25 protein-coding genes, 1 tRNA gene and 1 pseudogene are annotated in these 26,300 nt (G+C 67.4%); 14 read left to right on the forward strand and 13 right to left on the reverse strand.

The features are described 5' to 3' along the window. Both KIK15_RS11605 and KIK15_RS11610 read right to left on the reverse strand, forming a co-directional pair. A pseudogene (locus tag KIK15_RS11605) lies at nucleotides 1–659 on the reverse strand (HNH endonuclease); the annotation flags it as partial. Between the two features lie 357 nt (nucleotides 660–1,016). After that, nucleotides 1,017–2,057 (reverse strand): PHP domain-containing protein, encoded by a 1,041-nt coding sequence (locus KIK15_RS11610; protein WP_214244642.1) that lies wholly within the window; start codon nucleotides 2,055–2,057, stop codon nucleotides 1,017–1,019. Between the two features lie 73 nt (nucleotides 2,058–2,130). Between KIK15_RS11610 and KIK15_RS11615 the strand changes: the two genes are divergently transcribed. Next, a tRNA-Gly gene (locus KIK15_RS11615) sits at nucleotides 2,131–2,201 on the forward strand. A gap of 225 nt (nucleotides 2,202–2,426) precedes the next feature. Here KIK15_RS11615 and KIK15_RS11620 read toward each other — a convergent pair. Continuing rightward, on the reverse strand, nucleotides 2,427–2,834 hold the full coding sequence (locus KIK15_RS11620; RefSeq protein ID WP_214244644.1) for a hypothetical protein: 408 nt from the start codon (nucleotides 2,832–2,834) through the stop codon (nucleotides 2,427–2,429). Between the two features lie 176 nt (nucleotides 2,835–3,010). Between KIK15_RS11620 and KIK15_RS11625 the strand changes: the two genes are divergently transcribed. Genes KIK15_RS11625 through KIK15_RS11635 form a run of 3 tightly spaced genes read left to right on the forward strand, consistent with a single transcriptional unit; the run spans nucleotide 3,011 to nucleotide 5,995 of the window. After that, a complete protein-coding gene (locus KIK15_RS11625) occupies nucleotides 3,011–3,349 on the forward strand; it encodes a CD225/dispanin family protein (protein WP_214244646.1) in 339 nt (112 codons plus the stop codon). A 45-nt stretch (nucleotides 3,350–3,394) separates the two neighbouring features. Then, nucleotides 3,395–4,222: a hypothetical protein gene (locus tag KIK15_RS11630; protein ID WP_214244648.1), complete on the forward strand. Its 828-nt coding sequence runs from the start codon at nucleotides 3,395–3,397 to the stop codon at nucleotides 4,220–4,222. Nucleotides 4,223–4,270: 48 nt separating this feature from the next. Further along, nucleotides 4,271–5,995, forward strand: a complete 1,725-nt coding sequence (locus KIK15_RS11635) for an L-lactate permease (RefSeq protein WP_214244649.1) — start codon at nucleotides 4,271–4,273, stop codon at nucleotides 5,993–5,995. A gap of 24 nt (nucleotides 5,996–6,019) precedes the next feature. On the opposite strand, the gene KIK15_RS11640 is transcribed toward KIK15_RS11635, so the two are convergent. The 4 genes from KIK15_RS11640 to KIK15_RS11655 are packed head-to-tail and all read right to left on the reverse strand — an operon-like array spanning nucleotide 6,020 to nucleotide 9,852. Beyond that, nucleotides 6,020–6,772, reverse strand: a complete 753-nt coding sequence (locus KIK15_RS11640; protein WP_214244651.1) for a class I SAM-dependent methyltransferase — start codon at nucleotides 6,770–6,772, stop codon at nucleotides 6,020–6,022. Next, nucleotides 6,773–7,849, reverse strand: coding sequence for a hypothetical protein (locus KIK15_RS11645; RefSeq protein ID WP_214244654.1), 1,077 nt, complete (start codon nucleotides 7,847–7,849; stop codon nucleotides 6,773–6,775). A gap of 54 nt (nucleotides 7,850–7,903) precedes the next feature. Beyond that, nucleotides 7,904–8,221 (reverse strand): hypothetical protein, encoded by a 318-nt coding sequence (locus KIK15_RS11650; protein WP_214245271.1) that lies wholly within the window; start codon nucleotides 8,219–8,221, stop codon nucleotides 7,904–7,906. A 56-nt stretch (nucleotides 8,222–8,277) separates the two neighbouring features. Beyond that, a complete protein-coding gene (locus KIK15_RS11655) occupies nucleotides 8,278–9,852 on the reverse strand; it encodes an amino acid permease (protein WP_214244656.1) in 1,575 nt (524 codons plus the stop codon). A 373-nt stretch (nucleotides 9,853–10,225) separates the two neighbouring features. Between KIK15_RS11655 and KIK15_RS11660 the strand changes: the two genes are divergently transcribed. Beyond that, on the forward strand, nucleotides 10,226–11,857 hold the full coding sequence (locus KIK15_RS11660) for a GMC oxidoreductase (RefSeq protein WP_214244657.1): 1,632 nt from the start codon (nucleotides 10,226–10,228) through the stop codon (nucleotides 11,855–11,857). A 26-nt stretch (nucleotides 11,858–11,883) separates the two neighbouring features. On the opposite strand, the gene KIK15_RS11665 is transcribed toward KIK15_RS11660, so the two are convergent. Next, nucleotides 11,884–12,459, reverse strand: coding sequence for an NTP transferase domain-containing protein (locus tag KIK15_RS11665; protein WP_307851856.1), 576 nt, complete (start codon nucleotides 12,457–12,459; stop codon nucleotides 11,884–11,886). 57 nt (nucleotides 12,460–12,516) lie between these two features. Here KIK15_RS11665 and uraD point away from each other — a divergent pair, with 57 nt between their 5' ends. The 7 genes from uraD (at nucleotide 12,517) to KIK15_RS11700 (ending at nucleotide 19,743) form a co-directional block, all read left to right on the forward strand. Next, nucleotides 12,517–13,044, forward strand: coding sequence for a 2-oxo-4-hydroxy-4-carboxy-5-ureidoimidazoline decarboxylase (uraD, locus tag KIK15_RS11670; RefSeq protein ID WP_214244659.1), 528 nt, complete (start codon nucleotides 12,517–12,519; stop codon nucleotides 13,042–13,044). Then, nucleotides 13,041–13,364, forward strand: a complete 324-nt coding sequence (gene uraH / locus KIK15_RS11675; protein WP_214244661.1) for a hydroxyisourate hydrolase — start codon at nucleotides 13,041–13,043, stop codon at nucleotides 13,362–13,364. The genes uraD and uraH overlap by 4 nt, the downstream gene beginning before the upstream one ends. Before the next feature lie 7 nt (nucleotides 13,365–13,371). Beyond that, the gene (pucL, locus tag KIK15_RS11680) at nucleotides 13,372–14,280 is read left to right on the forward strand and encodes a factor-independent urate hydroxylase (protein ID WP_214244663.1); all 909 of its coding nucleotides are present in this window, start codon (nucleotides 13,372–13,374) and stop codon (nucleotides 14,278–14,280) included. 124 nt (nucleotides 14,281–14,404) lie between these two features. Then, nucleotides 14,405–15,772: an 8-oxoguanine deaminase gene (locus tag KIK15_RS11685; protein WP_214244665.1), complete on the forward strand. Its 1,368-nt coding sequence runs from the start codon at nucleotides 14,405–14,407 to the stop codon at nucleotides 15,770–15,772. After that, nucleotides 15,772–16,599 (forward strand): FAD binding domain-containing protein, encoded by an 828-nt coding sequence (locus KIK15_RS11690; protein WP_214244667.1) that lies wholly within the window; start codon nucleotides 15,772–15,774, stop codon nucleotides 16,597–16,599. The genes KIK15_RS11685 and KIK15_RS11690 overlap by 1 nt, the downstream gene beginning before the upstream one ends. Continuing rightward, on the forward strand, nucleotides 16,599–19,325 hold the full coding sequence (locus KIK15_RS11695) for a molybdopterin cofactor-binding domain-containing protein (RefSeq protein WP_214244670.1): 2,727 nt from the start codon (nucleotides 16,599–16,601) through the stop codon (nucleotides 19,323–19,325). Before KIK15_RS11690 ends, KIK15_RS11695 begins: the two co-directional genes overlap by 1 nt. 67 nt (nucleotides 19,326–19,392) lie before the next feature. Beyond that, nucleotides 19,393–19,743, forward strand: a complete 351-nt coding sequence (locus tag KIK15_RS11700; RefSeq protein ID WP_214244672.1) for a DUF732 domain-containing protein — start codon at nucleotides 19,393–19,395, stop codon at nucleotides 19,741–19,743. Here KIK15_RS11700 and KIK15_RS11705 read toward each other — a convergent pair. The 4 genes from KIK15_RS11705 to KIK15_RS11720 all read right to left on the reverse strand — a co-directional run bounded on the left by KIK15_RS11705 (nucleotide 19,730) and on the right by KIK15_RS11720 (nucleotide 23,203). Then, nucleotides 19,730–20,281 (reverse strand): HdeD family acid-resistance protein, encoded by a 552-nt coding sequence (locus KIK15_RS11705; protein WP_214244674.1) that lies wholly within the window; start codon nucleotides 20,279–20,281, stop codon nucleotides 19,730–19,732. The two genes, KIK15_RS11700 and KIK15_RS11705, sit on opposite strands and share 14 nt — an antisense overlap. A gap of 97 nt (nucleotides 20,282–20,378) precedes the next feature. Beyond that, entirely contained in the window at nucleotides 20,379–20,885 is a 507-nt protein-coding gene (locus KIK15_RS11710) for an SRPBCC family protein (protein ID WP_214244676.1), read from the reverse strand. 7 nt (nucleotides 20,886–20,892) lie between these two features. Continuing rightward, nucleotides 20,893–21,600 carry a response regulator gene (locus KIK15_RS11715; protein WP_214244678.1) on the reverse strand — a complete coding sequence of 236 codons (708 nt, stop codon included), beginning with the start codon at nucleotides 21,598–21,600 and terminating at the stop codon, nucleotides 20,893–20,895. A gap of 19 nt (nucleotides 21,601–21,619) precedes the next feature. Then, nucleotides 21,620–23,203: a sensor histidine kinase gene (locus tag KIK15_RS11720; protein ID WP_214244680.1), complete on the reverse strand. Its 1,584-nt coding sequence runs from the start codon at nucleotides 23,201–23,203 to the stop codon at nucleotides 21,620–21,622. Nucleotides 23,204–23,307: 104 nt separating this feature from the next. On the opposite strand from KIK15_RS11720, the gene KIK15_RS11725 reads away from it, so the two are divergent. After that, on the forward strand, nucleotides 23,308–24,672 hold the full coding sequence (locus KIK15_RS11725) for a cation:dicarboxylate symporter family transporter (protein WP_214244682.1): 1,365 nt from the start codon (nucleotides 23,308–23,310) through the stop codon (nucleotides 24,670–24,672). Nucleotides 24,673–24,727: 55 nt separating this feature from the next. Next, nucleotides 24,728–25,114 (forward strand): PPOX class F420-dependent oxidoreductase, encoded by a 387-nt coding sequence (locus KIK15_RS11730; RefSeq protein ID WP_214244683.1) that lies wholly within the window; start codon nucleotides 24,728–24,730, stop codon nucleotides 25,112–25,114. A 22-nt stretch (nucleotides 25,115–25,136) separates the two neighbouring features. Here KIK15_RS11730 and KIK15_RS11735 read toward each other — a convergent pair whose 3' ends face one another. Next, a complete protein-coding gene (locus tag KIK15_RS11735) occupies nucleotides 25,137–26,282 on the reverse strand; it encodes a beta-ketoacyl synthase N-terminal-like domain-containing protein (RefSeq protein ID WP_307851857.1) in 1,146 nt (381 codons plus the stop codon). Nucleotides 26,283–26,300 lie beyond the last annotated feature (18 nt).

Raw genomic sequence — 26,300 nt, forward strand, 5'->3', positions numbered from 1 at the left:
CGGGACCCGGCGTCGAGTCCAGCGATCAATCGTTCCCCGGTGAGGATGTCGAGGTCGAAGTGGCCGTGGAGGCGACCGTCCTCGCCCGGGGTGTAGGTGAACTGGTTCAACGATGAGTCTTCGGCGACCGGAACCGATGCGGGGTCGGTGTCGTCGGCGGGTGGTGTGTGGTCGATGGCGTAGCCGCGGGCGGTGTTGCTGATTTCCGATGGGGTGGCACCTGATAGTGCTGCGGCGACCAGGCGGGATTCGAGGTCGGTGATCAGGTCGGAGCCGATCGGGGCGCGACACCGTGTGGCCGCGTGCCCAACCCCGGAGACCACCGCGGCAACGTGTTCACCGGACAGTAGTGCGTCGCGGGAGTAGCGGGCGGTCATGTCCAGGACATCGATGCCTCGCCCCACACGCATGGCTCGGGCGGCGACAGTGGGTGCACATCCGTTGCGGGTCAACAACTCTGCGGTCCGCATCCCCCACCGTTGAGCAGTCCCGAGGCGTTCACAGTGGCCGGCCGTCGCCGCGAGGAGATGATCACTGACCGAGCGCAACCGGATGGCGGCGCGGATCGTGGTGATCACCTCGTCATCGGTGTCGATGACCAGGCTGGTGGTGATGTCGATCAGGTCGTCGACAGTTGTGATGAACGCTCCCCCGTGCATGTGTACAAGTATACATGCACGGTTCGAACATGCAAGCGAACATTTGGGCCTCTGCCCTGAAACGTGCGCGTCCCGTGCGTCGGCAGGTCAACGCTCTTGTCGGGTGGGACGAAAGCACGTAGTGCGCTTCGGCCCAGCCGACGTAGTAGGGGGTGAGCTGCGCTGTTGACGTGAGCCAGGCGTGGGTGTGTGCCCTGTCTCAGGCGTGGACCCGTCGTCTACTGCGTCGACTGTGCGGAAATCGCCGTCGACTGGGCAGCAGAAAGCGCCGCCCAGTCGACGGCGCTGTTCCACCCACTCGACAAAGTCCCGTTCGGCGGCTGTTCCACCCACTCGACACAACCCATCACCGTCGGGTCAGGTGCGCGCCCAATCGAGTACTCGGTCGACCGGCCAGGTGGTGATGATGCGGTCGGCGGGGATGCCGAGGCGTTGTGCGCGTTCGCATCCCAGAGCTTTGAAGTCGAGTTGGCCGGGCGCGTGGGCGTCGGAGTCGATGGCGAACAGGCAGCCAAGGTCGCGGGCGATCTCGATGAGTTCATCGGGCGGGTCGACACGTTCAGGCCGCGAGTTGATCTCCACGGCCGTGTTGGTTTCCAGGCATGCGGTGAACACGGCTTTCGCGTTGAACGTCGATGGCGGTCGGGTGCGGTTGCCCTCGACGCGCCGGCCGGTGCAGTGACCGAGCACGTTGATCTCGGGGTGGGCAATGGCGGCGATCATCCGTTTTGTCATCGCCAACGATTCCATCCGGAGGTTGGAATGCACTGAGGCCGTGACGATGTCGAGCCGACCGAGCATCTCGTCGGTCTGGTCGAGGGCGCCGTCGTCGAGGATGTCGACCTCGATACCGGCCAGCAACCGAAATCCATCGGTGCGGCCGGTGTTGATGGAGCCGATGACGTCGAGTTGGCGGGTGAGCCGCTCAGCCGACAACCCATTGGCCACTTTCAGCCGGGGCGAGTGGTCGGTGAGTGCCATCCACTGCTGACCCAGCGCGACGGCAGCGGCCACCATCTCCTCGATCGGAGCGCCGCCGTCGCTCCAGTTGGAGTGGGTGTGTAGGTCACCGATCACCGCGGCGTACAACTCGGTGCCGCCGCTGGTCAACGGCGCCTGGGCGTCCTGCAGTGTGGCCAGGTAGCCCGGCAGTTGGCCGCGCACTGCCTCGGTGATGACACCGGCGGTGGTCTTTCCGATGCCGTTGACCGCTCCGATCGACCCTGCGTTCACCCGGGCCCGGACCTCGTCGGCGCCCAGTCCGGCCACGGCGGTGGCAGCCTTGCGAAACGCTTCCACCCGGTAGCTGCCCTCGCGGGCCCGTTCAAGCAGGAACGCGATGCGCAGCAACGCGTCGACGGGGTCGACCGGGGCGCGCAGCGCAGCTACCGACTTCACCCACTCAGTCTCCCACCCGCACACGGGCACCCGCCCGGTCTTGCTAGGCTGACGGACGCGGGCCATCCCGCACGCCGATGTAGTTCAATGGCAGAACATCAGCTTCCCAAGCTGAATACGCGGGTTCGATTCCCGTCATCGGCTCCCTAGCGACTCACGTCGCATCCGAGGCGGCGAGCCTCTACGACGTCACCTATCCGACGGCGAACAATGCTATCGCCCGACTGGTGCGGCTCGGCATTCTGGAGGAGACGACTGGGCGCGGATACGGCCGCGTCTTCCGCTGCCCCCGGGTGTACAACCTGATCGCTGACACGTGAGGTAGATCGACTCCCGCCACCGGCCCCGGACACCCGAAGCACTTCGCGATCAGCACATCGCGAAGCTGAAGTACTCGCTGTCATCGTCGGATTGCGCCACCTTGCGGCCGTTGACGTAGATCGCACAGTAGACGTAGCCACCGCTGTCGGAGCTGATGTGGGTTCCAACGAATCCGCCGTACTCGCCGGTCGAGGTGTCCAACGAGATGCACGTTCGGCCACCGCCGATTGCTTTGCCGCGCAACGTGACACTGCTTCGCGTCGAGGTGTTCCCGTAGGAGTTGGTGTAGGTCAAGTCCACCACTCGACCGATGTCGGTACACACCACCTGCCGCACCGACGCGTAACCATCGGTGATCACCGCGCCAGCCACACCCCCACCGAACAGTGTCGCGACTCCGACCAGCACCGTGGCAACCACCAGGCCCACCACACGTCCCACCTGAATGCGCTTCATCAGATCCTCCGCTCTCGTCTGCGAACGTCGCCGGAATGCGACGTTCGATCTGCGGGGGACGCTACAGATGGGGTCGGACATTTCAGACACCTGGGAACATCGGTGGCCCGAGGCGCATCTGAACGAAGGTCAGCGCACGACAGCGTGCGACCGTTGATCTTCGAGAGCGAGTTCTCATGTCCTACTACGACACCCAGTACGACCGCACCCCCGGCGCCGGTTCGCTCTACGGGCCGCCCGCGTCGGCCCCCAAGACGAACGGTGGCTGGGCCGCGGCCACCCTCATCTTCTTCTGGCCGTTGGCGTTCATGGCTTTCAGCCGGGCCCTCTCGGTGCCGATGTTGTGGTCGCAGGGCCGATACGCCGAGGCTGAGGCCGCTTCACACAGCGTCGCTCGTCTGGGCAAGATCGCCCTGACGCTATGGATCATCCTGGTGGCAGCGTTCATCGTGCTGTACGTGGTCGCCTTCGCCGCGATGCTCAGCATCGGCTCGACGCTGCCCGATCAGCAGTAGGACATCACTCCTACCCGCCGCCCCCAGGCCGTACACTCGTCCACTGTGACCTATCCCCCAGGGCCGCCCCAGCCCCCATCCGGCTCCTCCCCCTACGGTTCCAACCCGTATCCGCCGGGCCAGCCCCAGTACTCGAATCAACCCCAGTACGCCGGTCAGCCCCAGTACTCGGGCCAACCCCAGTACCCCGGTCAGCCCCAGTACTCGAATCAACCCCAGTACCCGAATCAACCGCAGTACCAGGCCCAGTTCGCGGGCCAGGCGCAGCAATACGGCGGGTACTCGACACCGAGCGCGAGCGGATCGAATCTGGTGCGCATCCTCGGTGGCGTGGCCATCGCGCTGCAGCTTGTCATCGCCGGCCTCTGTTTCGGCACCTGGCTCAGCGTCGATGTCAGTCTGTTCAATTCGTCGGGAAGCAAGGCGACCGGGACGTTCAGCGGGTTCGGTCGAGTCGAGTTGGACGGGAAGAAGGTCCCCGGGGCCGACGCAGATTCACCTGCGATCGGCACCATCATCGTCGCCTTCCTTGTGCTCGTGGTGGCAATCGTGCTGGTGATCAGCCGCTCGCCGATGTGGAGCAGGGCGATGGGAGCGGTGGGAGCAGTTCTTGGCCTGGGATCGTTGGGCTGGCTGATCGTCGTCTGGTCCGATCTGCCTAAATACGTTGCTGGCGTATCGAACTCGTCAGGCCCTGGACCGCGCGACTACTCGGCAGGCTGGGGTCTGATCGGATGCGTTGTGTGCCTTGTGCTCACGATCGGACTGTTCGCCTACGCTGCGATCTCGAGCTTCACATCGGCCAAGAAAGCCCCGCCGACACAGCAGCCGCCGCAGTCCGGTTACCCCTACCCGGGACAGCCCTCCTGCTGAACACCAGTTCGTTGACACCGTGATGTGAGTCACACTAACGTTCGGCAGATGTACGTACCCGACATCGCGCCGATCGGCGACAGCCTCGGATTCTCCGCGGCGGTGGCCACGCTCCCGCTCCTGACCGTGTTCGTGACGCTGGGAATCCTGCGCTGGAAGGCATATTGGGCAGGTCTGTCCGGCCTCGCGGTGGCGCTGGTGGTGGCCATCGCCGCGTACTCGATGCCGGTGCATCTCGCATTGCTTTCGGGCACACAGGGTTTCGTGTTCGGCCTGTTCCCCATCATCTGGATCGTCATCAACGCCATCTGGTTGTTCGAGATGACCGTCGCCAGTGGACGTTTCGACGACCTACGCCGCGTGATCAACAACGTCTCCGACGACCCACGCATCCAGGCGGTCATCATCGCGTTCTGTTTCGGCGGCCTGCTGGAGGCGCTGGCCGGGTTCGGCGCGCCGGTGGCCATCACCGGGGTGATGTTGATGGCGGTGGGCTTCACTGCCATGCGGGCGGCGGCAATCGTGTTGTTGGCCAACACCGCTCCAGTCGCATTCGGCGCCATCGCCACCCCGATCCTCACCGCCGGCAAGCTCACCGGCATCGACTACCGCGACATCGGCGCCTACGTCGGACACCAGACACCGCTGCTGGCCCTGTTCGTCCCAGCCTTTCTCGTCATCATCGCCGACGGTCGCCGCGGGCTACGCGAGGTGTGGCCGGTGGTCCTCGCCGTGGGCGTCACCTTCGCCATAACCCAGTGGGTGGCCGCCACCTACATCTCCGTCGAGCTCACCGACATCATCGCCTCGCTGGCATCGCTGGCCGCAGCAGTGGTGATGCTGCGGTTCTGGCAACCGTCCGCGGGCGGTGCGGCCACCGAACGGCTGGTGGGCGAACGTGAGCGGGAACTCCAAACCGTCGGCGCCGTAGACGGACCCGTCGCCGTCGGGGGATCGGGTGACGAACCACCGAAGCCTGCCGAGGCGGGCACCGCCGGCACCTCGAACGACACCGGCCCGATCGGCGTCGGACGCACACTGGCCGCCCTGTTCCCCTACCTGCTGATCATCGCGGCCTTCGCCATCGCCAAGCTGATCGATCCGGTCAAGCAGCTCCTCGCCCGCACCGACATCGTCTTCGGGTGGCCCGGACTCGACGGCAACATCGCCGGTGCGTCGGGAAAGCAATCCACGGCAACCCAATTCGTGTTCGGGTGGCTGTCCACCCCGGGATCCATCCTGCTCATCTGCGGGCTGGGTGTGGCTCTGGCGTTCGGCATCAATCCTGTTCGGGCGGGTGAGATCTGGATTGCGACCATCGTCAAGATGCGGTTCTCCATCCTGACCGTGGCCTCGGTGCTGGCCCTGGCGTATGTGATGAACCTGTCCGGGCAGACCATCACCATCGGCACCTGGATCGCCGGGGCCGGTGCAGCATTCGCCTACTTCTCACCGATTCTGGGTTGGCTGGGCACCGCGGTCACCGGCTCGGACACCAGCGCCAACGCCCTGTTCGCCACCCTGCAACAGACCGCCGGGCAGAAAGCCGGCATCGACCCGACCCTGCTGGTGGCGGCCAACACCTCCGGCGGGGTAATGGGCAAGATGATCAGCCCGCAGAACCTCACCATCGCCGCCACCGCCGTCGGGTTGCTGGGCCGCGAGGCCGACATCCTGCGTCGTGTCCTCGGATGGAGCATCGGCCTGCTATTGGTGTTGTGCCTGCTGATCGGCCTGCAGTCGTCGGTCCTGGAATGGATGTTGCCCTCCTAGCCGACCACGCTTGCCCAGAACCGCTCACCGGTCGGGCAGCACACACTCCAACAACAGGAACAGCGGACGGGTGAAGTTCTCCTGCCACCACCGATCGGCGAACTGCTCAGGCGTGGGCCGGGGTTCCTCCAGCGCGGTCACCACGAACCCGGCCCCGGTGATCATCGCGAAGTAGTCGCTCAACGACGGGATGGGCTGCACCGACGGGGCCGGTGATCGCCGTCCCGCGACCGAGAAGTGTTGCCGTACAACACGCCCGGCAAAGTATTCGTTTACCGGAAGAGCCGCCCGGCCGTCTACCAGGTGCTCGCTACCCGCATAGAAGCACGGGTGCTGCGACAGTGCGATCAGTCGACCGCCGGGACGCAGCACTCGGGCGAACTCGACGAATCGGGCACCGGGATCGGTCGTGGCGTGCGGAATCCGGTTGGCCACCACCAGATCCGCCGTGGCCGAGTCGATGGGCATGGCTGCCGCATCGGCCACCGCGTGGGTGATTGGCGCATCCGCAGGCACCGCCGCCAGCGCCGCGTCGATCAGCGGGGCACAGTTGTCGACCGCGTACACCCTCCCCGCGCCGGCGGCGGCGAGCGATCTGGCCAGACGCCCCTCCCCACAACCCACATCGACGATCACCTGTCCGGGCACGTCGCCGATGCGGCGCAGCAGGGCAGGTTCGGTGATGTCGCGGTGATATGGGTCGAGGTCGCCGCGCACGATCTCCACCCAGTACTCGGCGTTGGCCTCGTAGCCTGCGACGATCGGATCACCACTCACTCACAACAACCTCTCGATCGAGTCGTCCCGCAGACGGGTGGCCAAAAGGTCTGCGGCACTTCGGGTTCGCATCGTCAACGAGTCCCGATGGCGGATCGCGCACAGGCGTGACCACAGCGCCGCCGCCCGACCGCCGAAGGTCGGATCGGTGCGCAACAACTGCGGGATGGCCACCTCCAAAAGGTAGTACACGTAGGCGTCGGCCCGGGTTCCGAGATCGGACAACACATCGGTGGCCGTGCGCTCCAGCGCTGGGATCGCCGAGGGACTTCCCCACGCCGCCGCCACCCCCAGGTCACCGCTGAACGTGCTCAGCGACAACACCTCTGACCGAGCCAGGTCAGGCTGGGCGGCCACGCGCGAGCCGTAGAACTTCACCAGGTCGGCATCCTCGGTGCTGAACAGTGTCCCGATCACGCGGCTGCGGAACTCGAACGGATCGATTCCCTCGGCCGACAACGGCGTCGCCACATCCAGCCAGCCGTTGCGAATACCCTTGTGCACCAGGATGCTGTGGCCCACCACATCGGTCATCTCACCCGATTCGGGGCGCCCGGCATGAACAGCGGCGGCAGCAGCGGTCACCACCGAGTCACAGTCGAGGAACAATCGGGCCGGGCCGCAATCCAACAGGGCATCGACCACCACGTCGCCGCGCACACCCCAGCACTGCCCCAGCCAGCGGTAGGCCTCGGGGAAGCGACCCTGGCGTAGGTGTACCGCGGCATCGATCACGGCCGCGATCGCACTGTTGCCCACGGTTTCTCGCAGCAGCGGTAGCGCGGCGTCGTTGACGGCCAGTCCGACCTGCTGGGCACGGTCCCACGACCGGTCGAGTCGGCGCCGACCAAGCCGTCGGACGACGTGCTGGGCCACCGGGTCGAAGGTGGCCATCAACGCCCGCAGGGTGGGTGCGTCACAGCAGTCCAGCCAGTCCGGGCGATGCCAGACCGGGCTGATGGCCGAGACCGGGACGTCGAGCATGGCCGCGACATCCTCGGCGGACAACCCTGAACCGACCAGCCGGCACAGCGAGATGTCCCGGTCACCCGGGTGCTGCGGGTCGCTGTGGTCCACGCCACAAGGATAGCCACCCGGCGCCCGGTGGCCGGGTCATCCCGACAGCCCAGGTCAGACCCGGTAGTTGCCGTCCTCGAGGCCCGCCTCGATCTCGAACCGATTGGCCGCGCCGGGGTGGCGTCGCTCCTCGAGCAGGTAGCGCACCATGAAGCCCAGACCGTACCGGGCCCACTGCTCGGCATGCACCGACTCGTGTTGCAGCACCCGCCGGGTCGCGGCGCCACCGGTCAGATACACCCCGCCCACACAGGTGCCGCCGCGGGCGAACCCACCGCGCATGTGTTCACACACGATGAGGTTCACCCACGGTTCGAACCGGATCCGGCCACCCCACAGGCGGCCCCACAGCAGCGCGAGCACCGTGACCATCGCCGACTGCAGCCGTCGGCGCGAGGCCGTCCACACCGGGAGCCGTCGACGGTCGGTCACGACGTGGCGACCTCCACCGACCCGACCTTGACCTGAGCGACCGGCCCGGTGAACCACTTCTTCACCGACACATGCCAATACACCCACAGCAGGATCAGCACGCCGCCCACCAGCAACGGGGTGTAGTTGACGAACTTCCACTCGAAGCCGTCGTTCCACGGCACGCCGCCCGGCGAGGTGGGAAACAGTGCCACCACCGACGTCACCAGGATCTCGACGATCGCGACCGGCGCCATCCACCGATGGTGTCCACGCAGGTTCCAGCTGCCGACGGGAAACGAGTCACCGGCGCGCCAGCGGAAATAGATGGGCACCGCGAACGCGAGATAGAGGCCCACCACGCCGATCGAGACCACCGCGTAGAACGCCACCGGCACCGGGGCCCCGTTGATGTCGACCTTGACCAGGGCCGGCAGCGTGATCAGTACCGCGATCACAGCCGACAGGATGACGCCGTTGGCGGGCACCTTGCGCGTGGACAGGGTGGCCCACCATCGATGGCCGGGCACCGCACGGTCTCGACTGAACGCGAACAGCATCCGCGACGAGCTGGTCATGCACGCCACCCCGCAGAAGAACTGCCCGGCGGTGGAGATGAGCAGCACCGTGCCCGCCCACCCCGAGCTCATGGCCTGATCGAAGATGCCTGCCACCGCACCGCCTCCCTTGGAGACGCCGTCGGCGTCTTGAACCGCGAACAGGAAGGACAACAACAAGATCCAGCCGCCGATCGCCGAGTAGAAGATGGATCGCCAGATGCCTTTGGCCGCGCCGTCGGCGGCACTCTTGGTCTCCTCCGACAGGTGCGCGGACGCGTCGTAACCGGTGATCGTGTACTGGGTGAGGATGGCCGAGATGGGCAGCACGAAGAACAACCAGCCCCAGCCGGAGGTCTCGCCGCCGAACAGTCCCGAGTTGTTGATGGTCGTGGCGAACACGTCGGAGAAGCTGGCGTGGCGGTCGGGCACGACGATGAGGATGGCGATCACTGCGGCAGCACCGAACACGTGCCACCACACGGAGATGTTGTTGATGATGGCCAGCAGCTGACTGGAGAAGATGTTGACCAGTGCCGCGATCGCCAGGATGGCCAGGAACAACAGGAACACTCGGTTGAGGCTGTAGCCCTTGAGCCAGCTCTCACTGAAGGTGCTCAGCGTGAGATCGAGGAAGGTCGCACAGCCGTAGGCCACCGACGCCACGATGGCCATGAGTCCGATGAGGTTGAGCCAGCCGGTGTAGTAGCCCGCCTTGGGACCACCCAATCGGGCGGCCCACCAGTAGATGCCACCGGAGGTGGGAAACGCCGAGACCAGTTCGGACAGGCACAGCCCGATGACCAGGATCAGTGCGGCGACGATCGGCCACCCCCAGGCGATGGCCGCCGGCCCACCGTTGTTCCAGCCCAAGCCGAACGAGGTGAAGCAGCCGGCGAGGATGGAGATGATCGAGAACGAGATGGCGAAGTTGGAGAATCCCGACCAGGTGCGGTCCAGTTCCTGGGTGTAGCCCAACGACGCGAGGTGCCGCTCGTCGTCGGTCAACTCCGGCAGATCGTGACCCTCCGGCATGTGCGTCCTCCTCATCGGTGCATGTGAGGGCAAACGCTAAAGCACCCTCGTGGCCACCGAGTCGTTTGTGAATGACGGCTGTGTAACGGAAAGAGCCACCTGCGCACCCCGTTGGTGGACACGCTCGCATGTCAGATGGCCCACAACTGGGAAAGCCTTGTGGCGCAGGCAACTCAGCGCCGGGCCGAGCCGGCCGCCCCGGACTGCGATCGCCAAGGCCTGATCAACGCTGGTTTTGCCCTGTCCGCCCCAGAGGTGACGACGGATTCCGTCGTCACCGCCCGATGCACGGAAGCGGATTGTCGATTTTGCGTAACCGCCTCACCTGACCTTGGATTAAGCTCAGCAAATCAACCCGGGGGGGGTATCGGTAATGGATCGACGTCAATTCTTGGTGCGCGCAGGGGCGGCGAGCGCCGCCATCGCAGGCTCGGCAGCCGTGGGGGCACTGCCTTTCGGTGCGGGCACCGCATCTGCGACCTGGGACGCGGTATCGCGGTACAAGCGACTGGTACCCGAGATCTTCGCGCCGCTGAAGAGTGCACCCGACTTCATCGACTCGGTGGTCATCGGCTCCGGTTTCGGAGGCGCCATCTCGGCGTACCGTCTGGCCAAGGCGGGCGTGGATGTTGCTGTGCTGGAGCGTGGTTCACGCTGGCCCAACCATCCCACCCGGGAGATCTTCGCCAACGACGCGTTCCCCGACGGCCGCGGTTTCTGGCGGCGGACCCAGTTCACCGGCGTCACCGGAATCCCACAGTCAGTGGACAGCTTCGGCGGCGTGCTCGACGCCACCGACTTCGACGGCATCTCGGTGTGGCGTGGTGCGGCGGTGGGCGGCGGGTCGGTGGTCTACACCGGTGTCTCCATCGAGCCGGAGAAGCGGTTCTTCGACCGGGTGTTCGCGGGCACCGGTGTGGACCACGCCGAGATGCACAACGTCTTCTACCCGCGGGCGCGCACCAACCTGGCCGTGAGCCCCATGCCCGACGACATCTACAACTCGCAGGCGTTCCACCACTCGCGAGCCTGGGACGACCACGTGCGCCGGGCCGGTTACACACCACAGAAGATCGACGGCATCTGGCGTTGGTCGGTGGTGCGCGACGAGCTGGCCGGACGTTCACGCGCGTCGGCCACGGCCAGCCTGAGCAACCTGGGCAACTCCAACGGCGCCAAGTATGACCTGGGCCAGAACTACCTCAAGTGGGCGGAGGCCACCGGCCGGGCCACGGTGTACCCGGGCCATGAGGTGCTTGACATCGGCCAGGATGCGGGCGGCCGCTACACGATTCACGTCAACAAGGTGGCTCCCACCGGTGAGGTGCTGTCCACCCGCACCATCTCGTGCAACCGCTTGTTCCTGGCCGCGGGTTCGGTGGGCACCACCGAGCTGCTGCTGAAGGCGCAGGCCACCACCATGTTGAAGAACCTCAACGAGCACGTCGGTCACGGGTGGGGCACCAACGGTGACGCCGCCATCGTGCGCAAGTTCGACTTCGGTGGCCTCACCCAGGGTGCACCGTCACGCAGCCGCATCCTCGACGAGCGCGGCATGCCGGTCACTCTCGAAAACTGGTATGTCCCTGGACTTCCCGCCGATCTCGGCCTCATCGGCTCGCTGGGCATGGTGCTCGACGACACCCGCGGGTCGTTCTACTACGACCGCGCGAGCGCGAAGATGAAGCTGCGTTGGCCTGGTCAGCGCGAGGCGAACGAGGCGATGCGCGCGGTGAACAACCGCATCGCGGCAGCCACGCCCTTCCAAAGCGTCGGCTTCGCCCCGTTCTCGCCCGATGTCAACACCAGCTTCACCGCACACCCGTTGGGCGGCGCGGTGATCGGCAAGGCCACCGACGCCTACGGGCGCGTGGTGGGTCATCGGGGCCTCTATGTCATGGACGGCGCCGCCATCCCGGGCAGCACCGGGACGGTCAACCCGTCGCTGACGATCGCAGCGCTGGCGGAGCGCAACATCGAGGCCATCATCTCTGCCGCCGGCTGAGCCGGCAGAACCAGCGGGCGCGCAATTCATCGTGTATCGCGGTCGCGTCCGACGGCCAGATCGCCGCATTCCACCGCGATCACGTCGCTCCGATTCGCCAGCCAGCCACCTGCGCCTCGGTCCCCCACCAGCGACTGCTGCACCGCATCGAGATGGGCGCCACCGAGGTACACCGGGTGCCCACGACGTCGGTCGAACACCGCTCGCGCCAGCGCGTTCGGGTCACCGCCGACCCGGTCCAGCACGCGCCGCACCACCGATGCGACCATGTCCGGGATGTCGACCGGCAGCAGCAGCACGCCGGTCATCGCCGGGAACCGGCGAGCAGCGGTGATCCCGGCGCGCACCGATGCGCTGAGCCCCTCGGCCCAGTCGGCGACCACCACCGTGGTGGCCGGCGGCGGGACCTCCACCACGGCCGCACCCAGCGTGACCATCACGGCACGGCAGCCGCCGTCGGCCAAGGCGCCGACCGCGGTCCGCAACCAGTCACCGGACTCGGCCGCGACCTTGGGGCCGCCGTAGCGGCGGCCGGCGCCGGCGGCCAACACCACACCGACCACAGCCGAGTCGGGGTGCTCGAGTCGCGCGGCGGCGTCCACGGGTTCATTCTGCTGTCATGGCCGCGACCACCGCACCCGAACCGCTCCGGTGATGTGATGCTGCGCCCCCATTGGCGAGGCATCACGAGCTTCGACGAGCTGACCCCGCAACAGGCGATCCATTCGCTCTACGCGTGCTGCTCGTCGTCGATCTGGGCGCTGCGGGTGGCTGCGGCCCGCCCGTTCGGCGACCCCGAGCGCCTCTACGCCACCGCCGACCGCATCCTCGCCGAGCTGACCGAGGCCGACCTCGACGAAGCCCTCGAGGGTCATCCCCGGATCGGAGAACGTCCCACCAGCGCAGCGTCGATGCGGGAACAGTCCGGGGTGACCGGCGCCGACGAGTCGGTGCTCGCGGATCTGCGCACCTACAACGCGCAGTACGAGGATCGGTTCGGCCACGTGTACCTGGTGTTCGCAGGCGGTCGCCCGGCCGCTGAACTGTTGGCGATCCTGCGCCAGCGCCTGGACAACGACGCCGAGACCGAACGCCGCATCATGCGTGCGGAATTGGCCAAGATCAACCGCAGTCGGCTGGAACGGATGCTCGAACCACGCGGTGAGCCCTACCCTGAGCAGACATGAGCAGCTTGAGCACGCACGTCCTCGACGCCGCCACCGGCACCCCGGCGGTGGGCATGTCGGTGGTGGTGACCGATGCCGACGGGGCCGAGCTCGGGGCCGCGCGCACCGACTCCGACGGCCGAATCGGTTCGCTGGCAACTGATCTCGACGCAGCCACCTACCGCATCCGTTTCGACACCGGGGCCTGGTTCGCCGCCTCGGGCACCGACGGCTTCTATCCCGAGATCGTCATCTGCTTCGAGATCACCGATCGGAGTGCACACCATCACGTCCCGGTGTTGTTGAGCCCGTTCGCATATTCCACCTATCGCGGTAGCTGAGGAGACCATGGCGATCATCCTGGGAGACAACCAGTACGGCAAAGCCGAGAACCGGGTGGTGCGGATCTATCGGGACACCCCACGCCACGAGATCAAAGACGTCAACGTGGGCACCACCCTGCGCGGCGACTTCGCCGCCGCCTACACCGTGGGCGATCAGGCCACCGTGTTGCCCACCGACACCCAGAAGCAGACCGCCTACGCCTTCGCCAAGGAAAAGGGCATCGAGACCATTGAGCGCTACGGCCTGGAACTGGCGTACCACTTCGTGGACAACCATGAACCGGTGCACGGCGCCCGCATCGAGATCGAGGAATACGCCTGGCAACGGGTGTCGATCAACGGGACCGAACACGACCACACCTGGGTGCGCAGCGGACAGGAGGTGCGCACCGCCGAGATCACCGTCGAGGGCACCGGCGCGCAGCAGCAGACGTGGGTGATCGGTGGGCTCAAGGACCTCACCATCCTCAAGTCCACGGGATCAGAGTTCCACGGGTTCCCCACCGACCGCTACACCGTGTTGCAGCCGACAAGCGATCGCGTGATGGCGACGTCACTGGTGGCCAAGTGGCGCTTCTGCACCACCGACATCGATTGGGACAGTGTGTATGTCGGGGTGAAGGCATTGATGGTCGAGCAGTTCGCCACCCTGCAGTCGCTGGCGCTGCAGCAGACGCTGTACGCCATGGGTGCGGCGGTGCTCGAGGCCTACGACACGATCGCCGAGATCCGGCTGTCGGCACCCAACAAGCACCATTTCGTCTACGACCTGTCGCCGTTCGGCCTGGACAATCCCAACGAGGTGTTCAACGCCGACGACCGCCCCTACGGCCTGATCCAGGCCACGGTCACCCGCGACGACGCCCCCGACGCCGGTCCGGCGTGGACGATGCACCGCGGCTGGCTGGGGTAGTCCCGCTGGGCCTGCGGTGACGAGGAACTCGGCCCGCCTGGCCCACGTCGCTGTGGTCGACGGCAGCCTCACGGTCTGATGCGTTCATCCTGCCGCGCCCAGAGCACGGACGTACGGTGAGCAGATGAGCGTCCGCATCGACCACGCCCAGGTGATCACCTGCGACGGCGCCGGCACCGAGTACTCCGATGCGACGGTGGTGATCGACGGCAACCGCATCGCCATCGTCGAACCAGGGGCCGCGGGTACGGCTGCTGCTGCGGCCTTTCCCGACGCCACCGTGATCGACGGCCGGGGCTGCGTGTTGACCCCCGGCCTGATCAACACCCACCACCATCTGTATCAGTGGCTGACCCGCGGGCTGGCCGCCGATCACACCCTGTTCGAATGGTTGACCACCCTGTATCCGGTGTGGGCGGGCATCGACGCCGACGGCGTGCACACCGGCGCCACCGCGGCCCTGGCCACGTTGGCCGCCTCCGGCTGCACCTTCTCCACCGATCATCACTATGTGTTTCCCAGCGGCGCAGGCGATCTGCTGGAGGCCGAGATCGCCGCTGCGACGTCGGTGGGCATCCGGTTCGCCGCCACGCGGGGTTCGATGGACCTCGGCCGTAGTGCCGGCGGGCTACCACCGGACTCGGTGGTGGAGACCATCGACGCCATCCTCGACCACAGTGCCACCGCGATCGACCGATGGCATGACCCCGCCGGTGACGCGATGGTGACGATGGCTTTGGCGCCGTGCTCACCGTTCTCGGTGACCGGCGAACTGCTGCGCGCCAGCGCGGAACTGGCGCGGGAACGCGGTGTCCGTCTGCACACCCACCTCGCCGAGACCACCGACGAGGACGCCTTCTGCGCCGAGAAGTTCGGCTGCACCCCGATGCAATACATGGAGTCGCTGGGCTGGTTGGGTGCGGACGTGTGGTTTGCCCACGGCATCCACTTCGGTGACGCCGACATCGCCACCCTGGCGCGCACCGGTAGCGCGGTGGCGCACTGCCCCACCTCCAACGGACGGTTGGGCGCCGGGATCGCCCGCAGCCGTGACCTGTTGGCCGCCGGGGTGCCGGTGGGACTCGGGGTGGACGGCTCGGCCTCCAACGAGTCGGCCCGCATGCTCGACGAGGCCCACCAGTCGGTGTTGTTCGCCCGCGCCATCGGCGGACCCACCGCATTGAGCACCCGAGATGCGTTGCGGATGGCCACCATCGGCGGGGCCAGGGTGCTGGGCCGGGATGGCGATCTCGGGTCCATCGAGGTGGGCAAGCTGGCCGACCTGGTGCTGTGGGATCTGACCACGTTGGGCCACAGCGGAATCGACGATCCGGTGGCGGCGCTGGTGCTCGGCTCACAACCTCCGATCCGCCACTCCTGGGTCGACGGCGTCTCGGTGATGGCCGACAACACGCTGGTCACGGTCGATGCCGACATCGTGGCCCGCGACGTGGCGCGGGAGCGCGCTGCGCTGGTGGCCCGGGCGGGCTGATGGACCAACACTTCGTCGACGAGGTCGTCCGGCCGCAGAGCCGGGCCGAGCTGGCCGGTCTCACCGCGTTTGACGGTCTGCTGGCCGGGGGTACATCGCTGATGGGCGAACCCAATCCACGGTTGCGGCGGCTGGTCGACCTGACCGCGCTGGGCTGGCCTGACCTCGAGATCAGCGCTGCGGGTCTGACGATCGGGGCCACCTGCACCATCGACCGCCTGATCACCGCGGACTACCCGAGTGATTGGCGCGCAACGCATCTGTTCGCCGAGTGCGCCAATGCCCTGCTGGCGTCGTACAAGATCTGGTACGCAGCCACCGTCGGCGGCAACATCTGCGCCGGATTGGCCGCCGGATCGATGATCTCGCTGTGCTCGGCGCTGGACGCGCAGCTGCTGGTGTGGCGCGCCGACGGCTCCGATGACGTCGTCTCGATCGAGGACGTGGTGATCGACGCCGGGATGATCAGCCTCGCTGTGGGAGATGTGTTGCGCTCCATAATGATTCCGGCCGAGGCCCTGATCGCACCAACCGAGTTGCGCACGGCGTCCTATGCGCGGTTGGGGCGTTCGGGGTCATTGGTGATCGGCCGGGTGACCAAGAGCGGTCTGCTGATCTCGGTGAGCGCGGCGACGCGACGCCCGTACGCGATCACCACCGATCGATCCGATCCGGCGACGGTGGCCGCCGTGGTGGACGCCGCCCTGCCCGAGAGCGCCTTCCACGCCGACGCCCACGGAACCCCGGACTGGCGGCGCGGTGTCACCCGACACCTCGTCGCCGAGGTCGTGACCGCACTGGGCAGGCATCTGGGGGCGCACCGCTGATGAAGGTGAACGGTCGGTCTCTCGACGCCACCCCGCGAGCGGGGCAGTGCCTGCGCACCTACCTGCGCGAACACGGGTGCGTCGAGGTGAAGAAGGGATGCGACTCCGGCGACTGTGGCGCGTGCACGGTGGTGATCGACGGCCGCGCCCAACACTCGTGTCTCGTCCCGGCGTTTCGGGCGCTGGACGCCCAGATCAGCACCGTCGCCGCGGTGGGCACCCCCGAGAACCTGCACCCGCTGCAGCAACGCTTCTGTGCGGCCGCGGGCTTTCAGTGCGGCTTCTGCACAGCCGGATTCATCACCACCGCAGCCACGTTCACCGATGCGCAACGCCTCGACCTCGACCACAGCCTCAAGGGCAACCTGTGTCGCTGCACCGGTTACCGGGCGATCACCCAAGCGATCACCCAGGACGCACAGCCGGAAGAGTCTCCTCGGGCGCCTGCCGGAGCCGCGGTGGTCACCGGCCGGCAGCGCTACACGATGGACGAACTGCCCAGCGACACAGGCCATATCGCGGTGCTGCGCAGCCCGCACGCGCACGCCGACATCGTCGCGATCGACACCACCACCGCGCAGGCGCTACCCGGGGTGCGGGCGGTGCTCACCCACCTGGACGATCCCGGGGTCCTGTTCTCCACCGCACGCCACCACAACCGGGACGACGACCCCGACGACACCCGGGTCTTCGACACCACCGTGCGGTTCGTCGGCCAGCGGGTGGCTGCCGTGGTGGCTGACTCCCCCGACATCGCAGCTCGCGCAATCGAATCCATCGCCGTCACCTATCGGGTGCGGCCGGCGGTGTTCGATCCGGCCGAGGCCCTGGCGCCAGGGGCGCCGCTGGTGCACGGCGACAAGGACGCCGCCGTGCACCGCATCGCCGACCCGCAGCGCAACCTCGTCGCCGAGGTGCACGGCGAGGTGGGTGATGTCGACGCCGGTGTCGCGCAAGCCCGGGCCGTCGGCGGCGCGGTGGTCACCGGCACGTGGAGCAACGCTCGCGTGCAGCACACGCACCTGGAAACGCATGCCGCCGTGGGATGGCGCGACGCGGCCGGTCGGTACGTGGTGCGCAGCAGCACCCAGGTGCCGTTCCTGGTGCGTGACGAGCTGTGCCACGTCTTCGGCCTCGATCCCGATCAGGTGCGAGTGCTGGCACCCCGGGTGGGCGGCGGGTTCGGTGGCAAGCAGGAACTCCTCACCGAGGACCTGGTGCTGTTGGCGCTCATCCGTACCGGCCGGCCGGCCGCCTACGAGTTCAGCCGCACCGACCAGTTCATCGCCGCGCCCAGCCGACACCCCATGCGGGTGAAGGTGACCGCTGCCGCACGCCCCGACGGCACCCTGACCGCCATGGCCGTCGACGTGCTGAACAACGCCGGCGCGTACGGAAACCACAGCGGCAGTGTGATGTTCCACGGCTGCAGCGAATCGGTGGCGCTGTACCGGGTACCCAACAAGCGGGTGGATGCCCGCACCGCCTACACCCACACCCTGCCGGCGGGTGCCTTCCGCGGCTACGGGCTGGGCCAGGTGATCTTCGGGATCGAATGCGCTTTGGACGAATTGGCCCGCGAACTCGGGGTCGACCCGTTCGCGTTGCGGCGGCGCAACGTGATCGTGCCTGGCGACGACTTCGTCACCTGGACGGTCGAGGACGACGACCTCGGCTTCGGCAGCTACGGCCTGGACCAGTGTCTGGATCTGGTGCAGTCCGCCCTCACCGACGGGGCCGCCGATCCGGTCCGCAGCGGCGCCGAGGTGGCCGGTCACCCGGACTGGCGCATCGGGCAGGGAGTGGCGGTGGCGATGATCGCCAGCGTGCCACCGCGCGGACATGTCGCCGAAGCGAGCGTCGAGTTGCGCAGCGACGGAACCTATCTGGTCTCAGTGGGGACCGCCGAGTTCGGCAACGGGACCACCACTGTGCACACCCAGTTGGCGGCCCGAGCCCTGCACACCAGTCCGTCGGCGATCACGGTGTACCAGTCCGACACCGACGCGGTGGGGCACGACACCGGCGCGTTCGGATCGGCGGGCACCCTGGTGGCGGGGACCGCGGTTCACCGCGCGGCAACTGCGCTGGCGGCGCAGGTCATCGCCACAGCCGCGCCCATGCTGGGCGGCGACCCAACGGCCTGCACACTGGATTCCGACGGAGTGCATTGCGGCGCAGCATCATCGACCCTGACCCAGATCGCGCAGACAGCCGGTGGCGGCCTGATCGCCACCGGACGACACGACGGCACCCCGCGCACCGTGGTGTTCAACGTCCACGGGTTCCGGGTGGCCGTGCACACGCCCACCGGCCGGGTGCGCATCCTGCAGTCGGTCCACGCCGCCGACGCCGGGACCGTGCTGAACCCGCAGCAGTGTCGCGGACAGATCGAAGGTGGTGTGGCCCAGGGGATCGGGTCGGCCCTCTACGAACAGATGATGCTCGACGAGTCCGGCGCGGTGAGCACCACCGTTCTGCGCAACTACCACATCCCACGCCTGTCCGACGTGCCCACCAGCGAGGTCTACTTCGCCGACACCCACGACAGCATCGGCCCGTTGGGGGCCAAGTCGATGAGCGAGGCGCCCTACAACCCGGTGGCGCCGGCGCTGGCCAATGCCATCCGGGACGCCATCGACATCCGCCTGTACGAGATCCCGATGAACGCGGCTCGCGTGTGGGCAGCCGCACAGCGCACACCCGACGGTGCCGATCGAACCTGACCGATGGGTCAGCTATATTCCCACAGCCCGTACCCGCGTACGGATCACCCATCGAACAGGGAGACCCATGTCCATCACCTCACGTCGCGTCGCGCTGGCCGCTGCCGCCGCTGTTCTGTACATCGGAGCTGTCGCCGGATGCTCCGACTCAGCCAAATCGGGAGCCAAGGACACCGCGTTCTTGACGACCATCAAAAACGTCGGTGTCTCCCTCGGCAGCGATTCGGAGAACATCTCGAAGGGCAAGCAGGTCTGCGCCGACCTCAAGGCCGGCAAGAGCGTCACGTCGATCACCGCCGACCTGTCGAGCGCATTCTCCGGCGATGCCAGCAAGCCGCTGAGTTTCGCTGCCGCAGCCACCGGTGCCTATTGCAGCGATCAGACGAGCAAGCTCACCTCCGGCGTCACCGGCGGCTGACGCTGGGCAACGTGAACAAGCTGACCACGCTGACCACGATCAGCAGGATCGCACCGAAGATGAGGAAGGTGCCGATCGCCAGACCGGGCAGCGCGATGACGACGACGCCGGCGAGGATCGACACGATGCCGGAGAGGATGATCAGCCATCGCGGTGCGTGGTACCAGCCGGAACGGTCGGTCACCAGGTCGTAGACGCCATCGAAGATCCAGCCGATGCCGATCATCAGCGCGAGCAGGGTGAGCGAAGATCCCGGGTGCACCAGCGCCACGAAGCCGGCCACGAAGATGATCGTGCCGAAGATGGCGAACAGCACTCGGGTCCAGCCGGACACACCGGTAGCTGCGAACGCGCTGACCAGTCGGTAGACGCCCAAGAACAGCAGCGCGACACCGAAGGTGATGGCGACGACGAGAAGGGTGGGCCCGGGCCACACCAGCGCGATGATCCCGAGGACGATTCCGATCACGGCGTTGACGATGAGCCCGGTGCGCACGGCCGAGCGGTATTGGTCTGTGATTGAGGGTGCGTTAGTCATGACCCGATGCTATCTGTGGTCAGATGACCTAGAATCGGCATCGTGCCTGGTCAAGGACACGTCGGCCCGATTTGGGCCCTGAATCGGCACCCGACCGTTACCTGGCCGAAGCTCCCGGCTCGAACTCGGCCGCGATCCCGGCCAGGTTGGCCAGAATCCCCTGCCGCCACACCCCCAGCCGGTAGGCGACGATGCGGCCCTCGCGTTCGGGGGCGTCGTCGATGGCCATGGTGATGCCGGAGAACCCGGTGCCCATCTTGGCGAACTGCCGGACCACGGTGCCGCGACTCGACGGCTCCACCTCGAACCCCCAGTGGGCCAGCGGCTCGGGCTCCGAGCGCACCGCCCACACCCAGCGGCGACCGGGCTCGAGGTCGACCACCTCACACTCGGTGGTCCAGGTGCCCATCTGTTCGCTGGTGTTGGTGCCGCGAAAGCGGGCGCCCAGCGCCACCCGATCGAAACCCGGAACCCACTGCACCCGTTGCAGTTCCCCGTCGAAGCGGGTGGGCAACTCGATGTCGGTCACCAGCTGCCACACCGCCTGCGGGTCGGCAGGCACCAGCACCGTCTCCTCGACGGTGGGTCGATCTCGCAGTCGCATCACATGATCATCGCACCGAACGTCGGTGCTGCCAGCGATAACGCACCTGCGGGCGGCCGGCTCGCCCGTACTCGGTGTGTCGCCCGGCCACCCCGTCCTCGGCCAACCGCTCCAGGTAACGCCACGCGGTGACCCGCGAGACGCCCAACCCGGTGGCCACCTCCCCCGCGGTCAGCCCGTCGGCACTGTCACGGACCAGCCGCGCGATCTGCTCGGCGGTGTGCGGCGCAGTCCCGCTTGGAGCCGACGCACGCTGATCTGAGCCACGCAGCACCGCCATCGCCCGGTCCACCTCAGCCTGCCCGGCCGCGTCGGTTCCCGCGGTCAGGGCGGCGCGGTACCCGCGGTAGCGCTCGAGCTTCTCGGCGAACGCGGCGAAGGTGAAGGGCTTGAGCAGGTACAGCAACACCCCGTGCGCCACGGCGTCACGCACCACCGCGAGGTCACGTTCGGAGGTGATGGCCACGATGTCGGGGACCGGCCGTTGGCCTGAGAGCGCCGAGGCCAACTCCAGCCCGCTGGCGTCGGGCAACCCGATGTCGAGGAGCACCACGTCGATGGGGGCGCCCTCGGCCGCGGCGGACGCGACCTGGCGCAACGCAGCCTGCGCGGTGTGCGCCACCCCGGCCACACCGAACCCGGTCAGCCGTTCGACATAGGTCTGATGTGTCTGGGCGATCAACGGCTCGTCCTCGACGATGAGCACGCGGATCATCGGGGCACCCGTGCCCGGATCACCGGGGCACCCGTACCGTGACCACCGATCCATAGGTCATCTCCGCGCCGATGCTGCCCCCATGGCGGCTGACCACCTGCGACACCAACGCCAGCCCGAGACCTCGACCACCATGCGGCCCTGCCGCTTTGGTGGAGTAGCCGCGTCGACGAGCCCGGTCCAACTCGGCCGGATCCATCCCGGGGCCGCTGTCGGCCACCCGGATCACCAGCTCGGTGGCGTCCTGCCGCACGGTCACCTCCACCCACGGGTCGGCACGGTCACAGGCGTCGAGGGCGTTGTCGATGAGATTGCCTGCGACGGTGACCAACTCCGACCCCGACAGCGCGGGCTCGGCTTCGCTGTCCGACGGCGGGTCCAGCTGGGTCTCTTCGGTGATGGCCAGGGCGATACCTCGCTCGTGGGCTTGTGCGCTCTTGCCCAGCAACAACGCCACCAGGGCCGGTTCGGCCACCGCCGCGGTCAGCCGGTCGACGAGATGTTGCGACAGTTGCAGTTCGGTGGTGGCGAACCGGACGGCGTCGGCAGGCCGACCCATCTCCACGAGACCGACCACGGTGTGCAGCCGGTTGGCGGATTCGTGGGCTTGGGACCGCAGTGACTCTGCGAACACTCGCAGCGAGTCCAATTCGCCGAGTGCACCCTGCAATTCGGTGCGGTCGCGCACCGTGATGACCGCGCTGCGGGTTCCGCGTGGCCCGTGCACCGAGGATCGGTTGACCACCAACACCCGTTCGCCGGTCACGTGCACCTCGTCCCGGATCGACTCGGGGTCGACATCGGGATCGGCTGCAGCCGAGACGAACTCGGGCACATCAGCCAGGCGCACCGGACCGTCACCGAGGCCCAACAGCCGGCGCGCCTCGTCGTTGACCAGCGCCACCGCGCCGTCGTCGACGACGACGAGACCTTCGTTGACCGCGTGCAGCACCGCGTCGTGGTGTTCGTACATGACCCGCAACTCCTCGGGGGCCAGGCCGTGGGTCTGCCGCAGCAGCCGACGACGCATGGCCCAGACACCCACCAGCGAGGCCACCAGCGCCGCGACGGTGATCGCGACGATCACCGGCAGCTGACCCAGCCACCGTTGGGCCAGGGTGGAGGTGGTGATGCCGGCGGCCACCAACCCGATGACGCGGCCGGAGCGGTCACGTACCGGGGCCACCGCCCGCACCGAGGGACCCAGTGTGCCGGTGTAGGTCTCGGTGAACACCCGCCCCGCCAACGCCGGGGCGATGGTGCCGACGAACCGGCCGCCGATCATGGCGGGGTTGGTGTGGGTGAAACGCACCCGGTCGGGACTCATGATGGTGATGAACGCCAGGCTGGTCTCGTCGCGCACCTGCTCGGTGACCGGTTGCAGTTGGGCTGTGGCGGTTCCGGATTCGATGGCCGCAGCGGTCGAGGGTGCGTCGGCCAGCGCCACCGCCACCGCTCGCACCTGATCGCGCGCGGAACGATCGCCGTCGCGTCGCGCGTCGTAGGCCGCCAGCGATCCGGCCGTCACCACCAGCACCAGCACCGCGACGACGTGCACCGTGAACACCTGCCCGGCCAGGCTGCGTGGCCACCACCGCTTCATGCCATGAACGTAATGCAAACAACCGTGACCACCATCACAGCCGGGTCCATGCTGTTCGACAGACCCATCGCCGGGCGCACTCCGGCGTGACGTGAAGGAGCATCATGACCGCAACCGACAACCGACCGACCCACCCCGGAGGGGGCGACGCCGGTGGTCCACCGGCCACCCGCCCGGCGCACCGCGACCGCACCCACTGGCTCTACATCGCGGTGATCATCGCGGTGGTGGCCGGTGCCGCACTGGGCCTGCTGGCGCCGTCCGCGGGCAAGGAGATGGCGGTCATCGGCACGCTGTTCGTGAGCCTGATCAAGATGATGATCTCGCCGATCATCTTCTGCACCATCGTCTTGGGCATCGGATCGGTACGCAAGGCCGCCACCGTGGGCAAGGTGGGTGGGCTGTCGTTCATCTACTTCCTGGCGATGTCGACCGCAGCTTTGGCGATCGGTCTGGTGGTGGGCAACCTGATCCAGCCCGGCAACGGCCTCAACCTCACCTCCGGCCTGGCCGAGAAGGGGCAGGACCTGGCCAAGAACGCCGAGAAGGGCAGTGGCACCTGGGATTTCATCAAGTCGATCATCCCTGACACGCTGGTGTCGTCGCTGACCGCGGGCAGCGTGCTGCAGACGCTGTTCGTGGCGCTGCTGGTGGGTTTTGCCATCCAGGCGTTGGGCACCCAGGGCGAGCCGGTGCTGCGTGGGGTGGAGGCCATCCAGAAGGTGGTCTTCAAGGTGCTCTCGATGGTGTTGTGGCTGGCCCCGATCGGCGCATTCGGCGCCATCGCCGGCGTGGTCGGTCAGACCGGCTGGAACGCCATCACCCATCTGCTGGCTCTGATGCTGGCCTTCTACCTCACGTGCGTGGTGTTCGTGTTCGGCGTTCTGGGTGCGCTGCTGCGCTTCTCGGCGGGCATGTCGATCTTCAAGCTGGTGCGCTACCTGGCGCGTGAGTACCTGTTGATCGTGGCCACCTCGTCTTCGGAGTCGGCACTGCCGCGGTTGATCGCAAAGATGGAGCACCTCGGCGTGGACCGCTCCACCGTGGGTGTCGTTGTGCCGACCGGATATTCGTTCAACCTCGACGGCACCGCGATCTACCTCACCATGGCGTCGCTGTTCATCGCCGAAGCCACCGGCGACCCGCTGAGCATGGGTGAACAGATCAGCCTGCTGGTGTTCATGATCATCGCTTCCAAGGGGGCCGCAGGGGTCTCGGGGGCCGGGTTGGCCACCCTGGCTGGTGGTCTGCAGGCGCATCGACCTGAACTGGTCGACGGTGTGGGGTTGATCGTGGGCATCGACCGGTTCATGTCCGAGGCCCGCGCGTTGACCAATTTCTCGGGCAACGCGGTGGCCACCCTGTTGGTGGGTACCTGGACCAAGACCGTCGACGCCGAGCAGGTGCACCGGGTGCTCGACGGCAAGCAGCCCTTCGACGAGTCGACCATGGTCGGAGACCGGCACTGATCCACCGGTCGGAGACCGGCACTGATCACCAGCCCCCGCAGGTAGTCTGCCCAGCATGACTGCCAACCCGTTCGGCGAGATCGGTACAGCCACATATGTTCTGCTGACCACGTTCACCAAGGATGGGCGGCCCAAGCCGACCGCGATCTGGGCCGCGCTCGATGCGGGCGAACTGCTGGTGTGGACCCAGGCGAAGTCGTGGAAGGTCAAGCGCATCAACAACACCCCGCGGGTCACCCTTGCCGTGTGCGACCGGGCCGGCAACAATGCCGGACCGGCCGTCGAGGCGACGGCGCGGGTGCTCGACGACGCAGGCACCGCTCGCACCCGGTCGGCGATCATCGCCAAGTACGGGCTCGTCGGCCGGGTCGCGGTGACCGCGAGCAGCCTGTTCCGCGGTAAGTCATCGACCGTCGGGATCGCCGTCAGCCCGGTGAGCTGACGGCGATCCCAGCGCTCACGCGTCAGATCTCACCGAGCACCACGGCGGCGTTGTGGCCGCCCATCCCCAGTGAGGTCTTCATCGTCAGACCCGGCTGCCGGGTGGTCACCCCGTCGAGCAGCCGCGGATGACCCGGTGCCACCTGAGGTGATGCCGGGATCACCCCGGCGTCGTAACTCATCGCGGCCACCGCGATCTCTACGCCTGCGGCCGCGCCCTGGCAGTGTCCGACCAGCGGCTTCACCGAGTACACCTGCGGACGGTCACCGAACGACCGCGCCAACACCTCGGTCTCGGCGGCCGTGCACTGCGCGGTGCCCGGCCCGTGTGCGTTGAGGTACCGGATCTCCTCGGGCGCCACCCCCGATGACTCCAAGGCCGAGGAGACGCAGCCGAGGACCTGCTCGTGCGACGGGTCGATGGACACGACGTGGAACGCGTCGTGGGTCATCGCGCCGCCCCACATGCGGGCGTATCGACCGTCGGTGGGTCGGTTGGTGACCACCATCGCCACCGATGCCTCCCCCAGACCGAACCCTCGGCTGCCCTCCTGGAACGGCCGCGAGGCGTCGAGCGGGTCGGTGTCGGCCACCGCCACGCCCATCCGGATGAAGGACTCGATGGTGTCGGGTGTGAGCGACAGATCGGTCGAGACCAAGAGCACATCGTCGACAACGCCGGCGTCGAGCCACATCTTCGCTGTGATCAATCCCGCATTGCCCGATGAACACATGGCGGCCACCGACATCGACGGCCCGTGGAAACCGAATTCCTTCATCATCAGCGCGATGGAGGTGGACGGCATCTGGGTGATGAACCCCCGCGCGGTGTGCAGCGACCGGTCACTGCGGTGGAAGTCCCGCCACGCCTCCACCTCGGGGTAGACCGTGGCGTGCAGCACGCCCACCCGAGCCCCTGGTCGCCAGCCGCGGGCGTGTGCATCGGCCACCGCCTCACGGCAGGCGGCACGCAAAGCCCTGGTGAAGAGGCTGTCGCCGTCGGCGGGGTCGCCGCCGGACGGCACACGCGCCACCCAGCCCTCGTCCCGTCCGTCGGGGCCCAGACCGCCGGTGAGTTCGGCGGCCGGTTTGCCGCTGAGCAACCCGTCCCACAGTTCGGTCGTGGACCAGCCGTAGCCGGTGACCGTCCCGATGCCCGTGATGGACACGGGTGGGGCAGGTGAGTG

The organism is Williamsia sp. CHRR-6 (genome assembly GCF_018474015.1).
In the GTDB taxonomy this organism is placed as follows: domain Bacteria; phylum Actinomycetota; class Actinomycetes; order Mycobacteriales; family Mycobacteriaceae; genus Williamsia_A.

Bases quoted from the DNA above. Each gene is read 5' to 3' on its own strand.
- uraH (WP_214244661.1), top strand. From the start codon at position 13,041: ATGAGCAGCTTGAGCACGCACGTCCTCGACGCCGCCACCGGCACCCCG.
- uraD (WP_214244659.1), top strand. From the start codon at position 12,517: ATGCTGCGCCCCCATTGGCGAGGCATCACGAGCTTCGACGAGCTGACC.
- KIK15_RS11685 (WP_214244665.1), top strand. From the start codon at position 14,405: ATGAGCGTCCGCATCGACCACGCCCAGGTGATCACCTGCGACGGCGCC.
- pucL (WP_214244663.1), top strand. From the start codon at position 13,372: ATGGCGATCATCCTGGGAGACAACCAGTACGGCAAAGCCGAGAACCGG.
- KIK15_RS11695 (WP_214244670.1), top strand. From the start codon at position 16,599: ATGAAGGTGAACGGTCGGTCTCTCGACGCCACCCCGCGAGCGGGGCAG.
- KIK15_RS11725 (WP_214244682.1), top strand. From the start codon at position 23,308: ATGACCGCAACCGACAACCGACCGACCCACCCCGGAGGGGGCGACGCC.
- KIK15_RS11700 (WP_214244672.1), top strand. From the start codon at position 19,393: ATGTCCATCACCTCACGTCGCGTCGCGCTGGCCGCTGCCGCCGCTGTT.
- KIK15_RS11710 (WP_214244676.1), bottom strand. From the start codon at position 20,885: ATGCGACTGCGAGATCGACCCACCGTCGAGGAGACGGTGCTGGTGCCT.
- KIK15_RS11660 (WP_214244657.1), top strand. From the start codon at position 10,226: ATGGATCGACGTCAATTCTTGGTGCGCGCAGGGGCGGCGAGCGCCGCC.
- KIK15_RS11620 (WP_214244644.1), bottom strand. From the start codon at position 2,834: ATGAAGCGCATTCAGGTGGGACGTGTGGTGGGCCTGGTGGTTGCCACG.
- KIK15_RS11655 (WP_214244656.1), bottom strand. From the start codon at position 9,852: ATGCCGGAGGGTCACGATCTGCCGGAGTTGACCGACGACGAGCGGCAC.
- KIK15_RS11625 (WP_214244646.1), top strand. From the start codon at position 3,011: ATGTCCTACTACGACACCCAGTACGACCGCACCCCCGGCGCCGGTTCG.
- KIK15_RS11690 (WP_214244667.1), top strand. From the start codon at position 15,772: ATGGACCAACACTTCGTCGACGAGGTCGTCCGGCCGCAGAGCCGGGCC.
- KIK15_RS11635 (WP_214244649.1), top strand. From the start codon at position 4,271: ATGTACGTACCCGACATCGCGCCGATCGGCGACAGCCTCGGATTCTCC.
- KIK15_RS11705 (WP_214244674.1), bottom strand. From the start codon at position 20,281: ATGACTAACGCACCCTCAATCACAGACCAATACCGCTCGGCCGTGCGC.
- KIK15_RS11650 (WP_214245271.1), bottom strand. From the start codon at position 8,221: ATGGTCACGGTGCTCGCGCTGCTGTGGGGCCGCCTGTGGGGTGGCCGG.
- KIK15_RS11715 (WP_214244678.1), bottom strand. From the start codon at position 21,600: ATGATCCGCGTGCTCATCGTCGAGGACGAGCCGTTGATCGCCCAGACA.
- KIK15_RS11730 (WP_214244683.1), top strand. From the start codon at position 24,728: ATGACTGCCAACCCGTTCGGCGAGATCGGTACAGCCACATATGTTCTG.
- KIK15_RS11720 (WP_214244680.1), bottom strand. From the start codon at position 23,203: ATGAAGCGGTGGTGGCCACGCAGCCTGGCCGGGCAGGTGTTCACGGTG.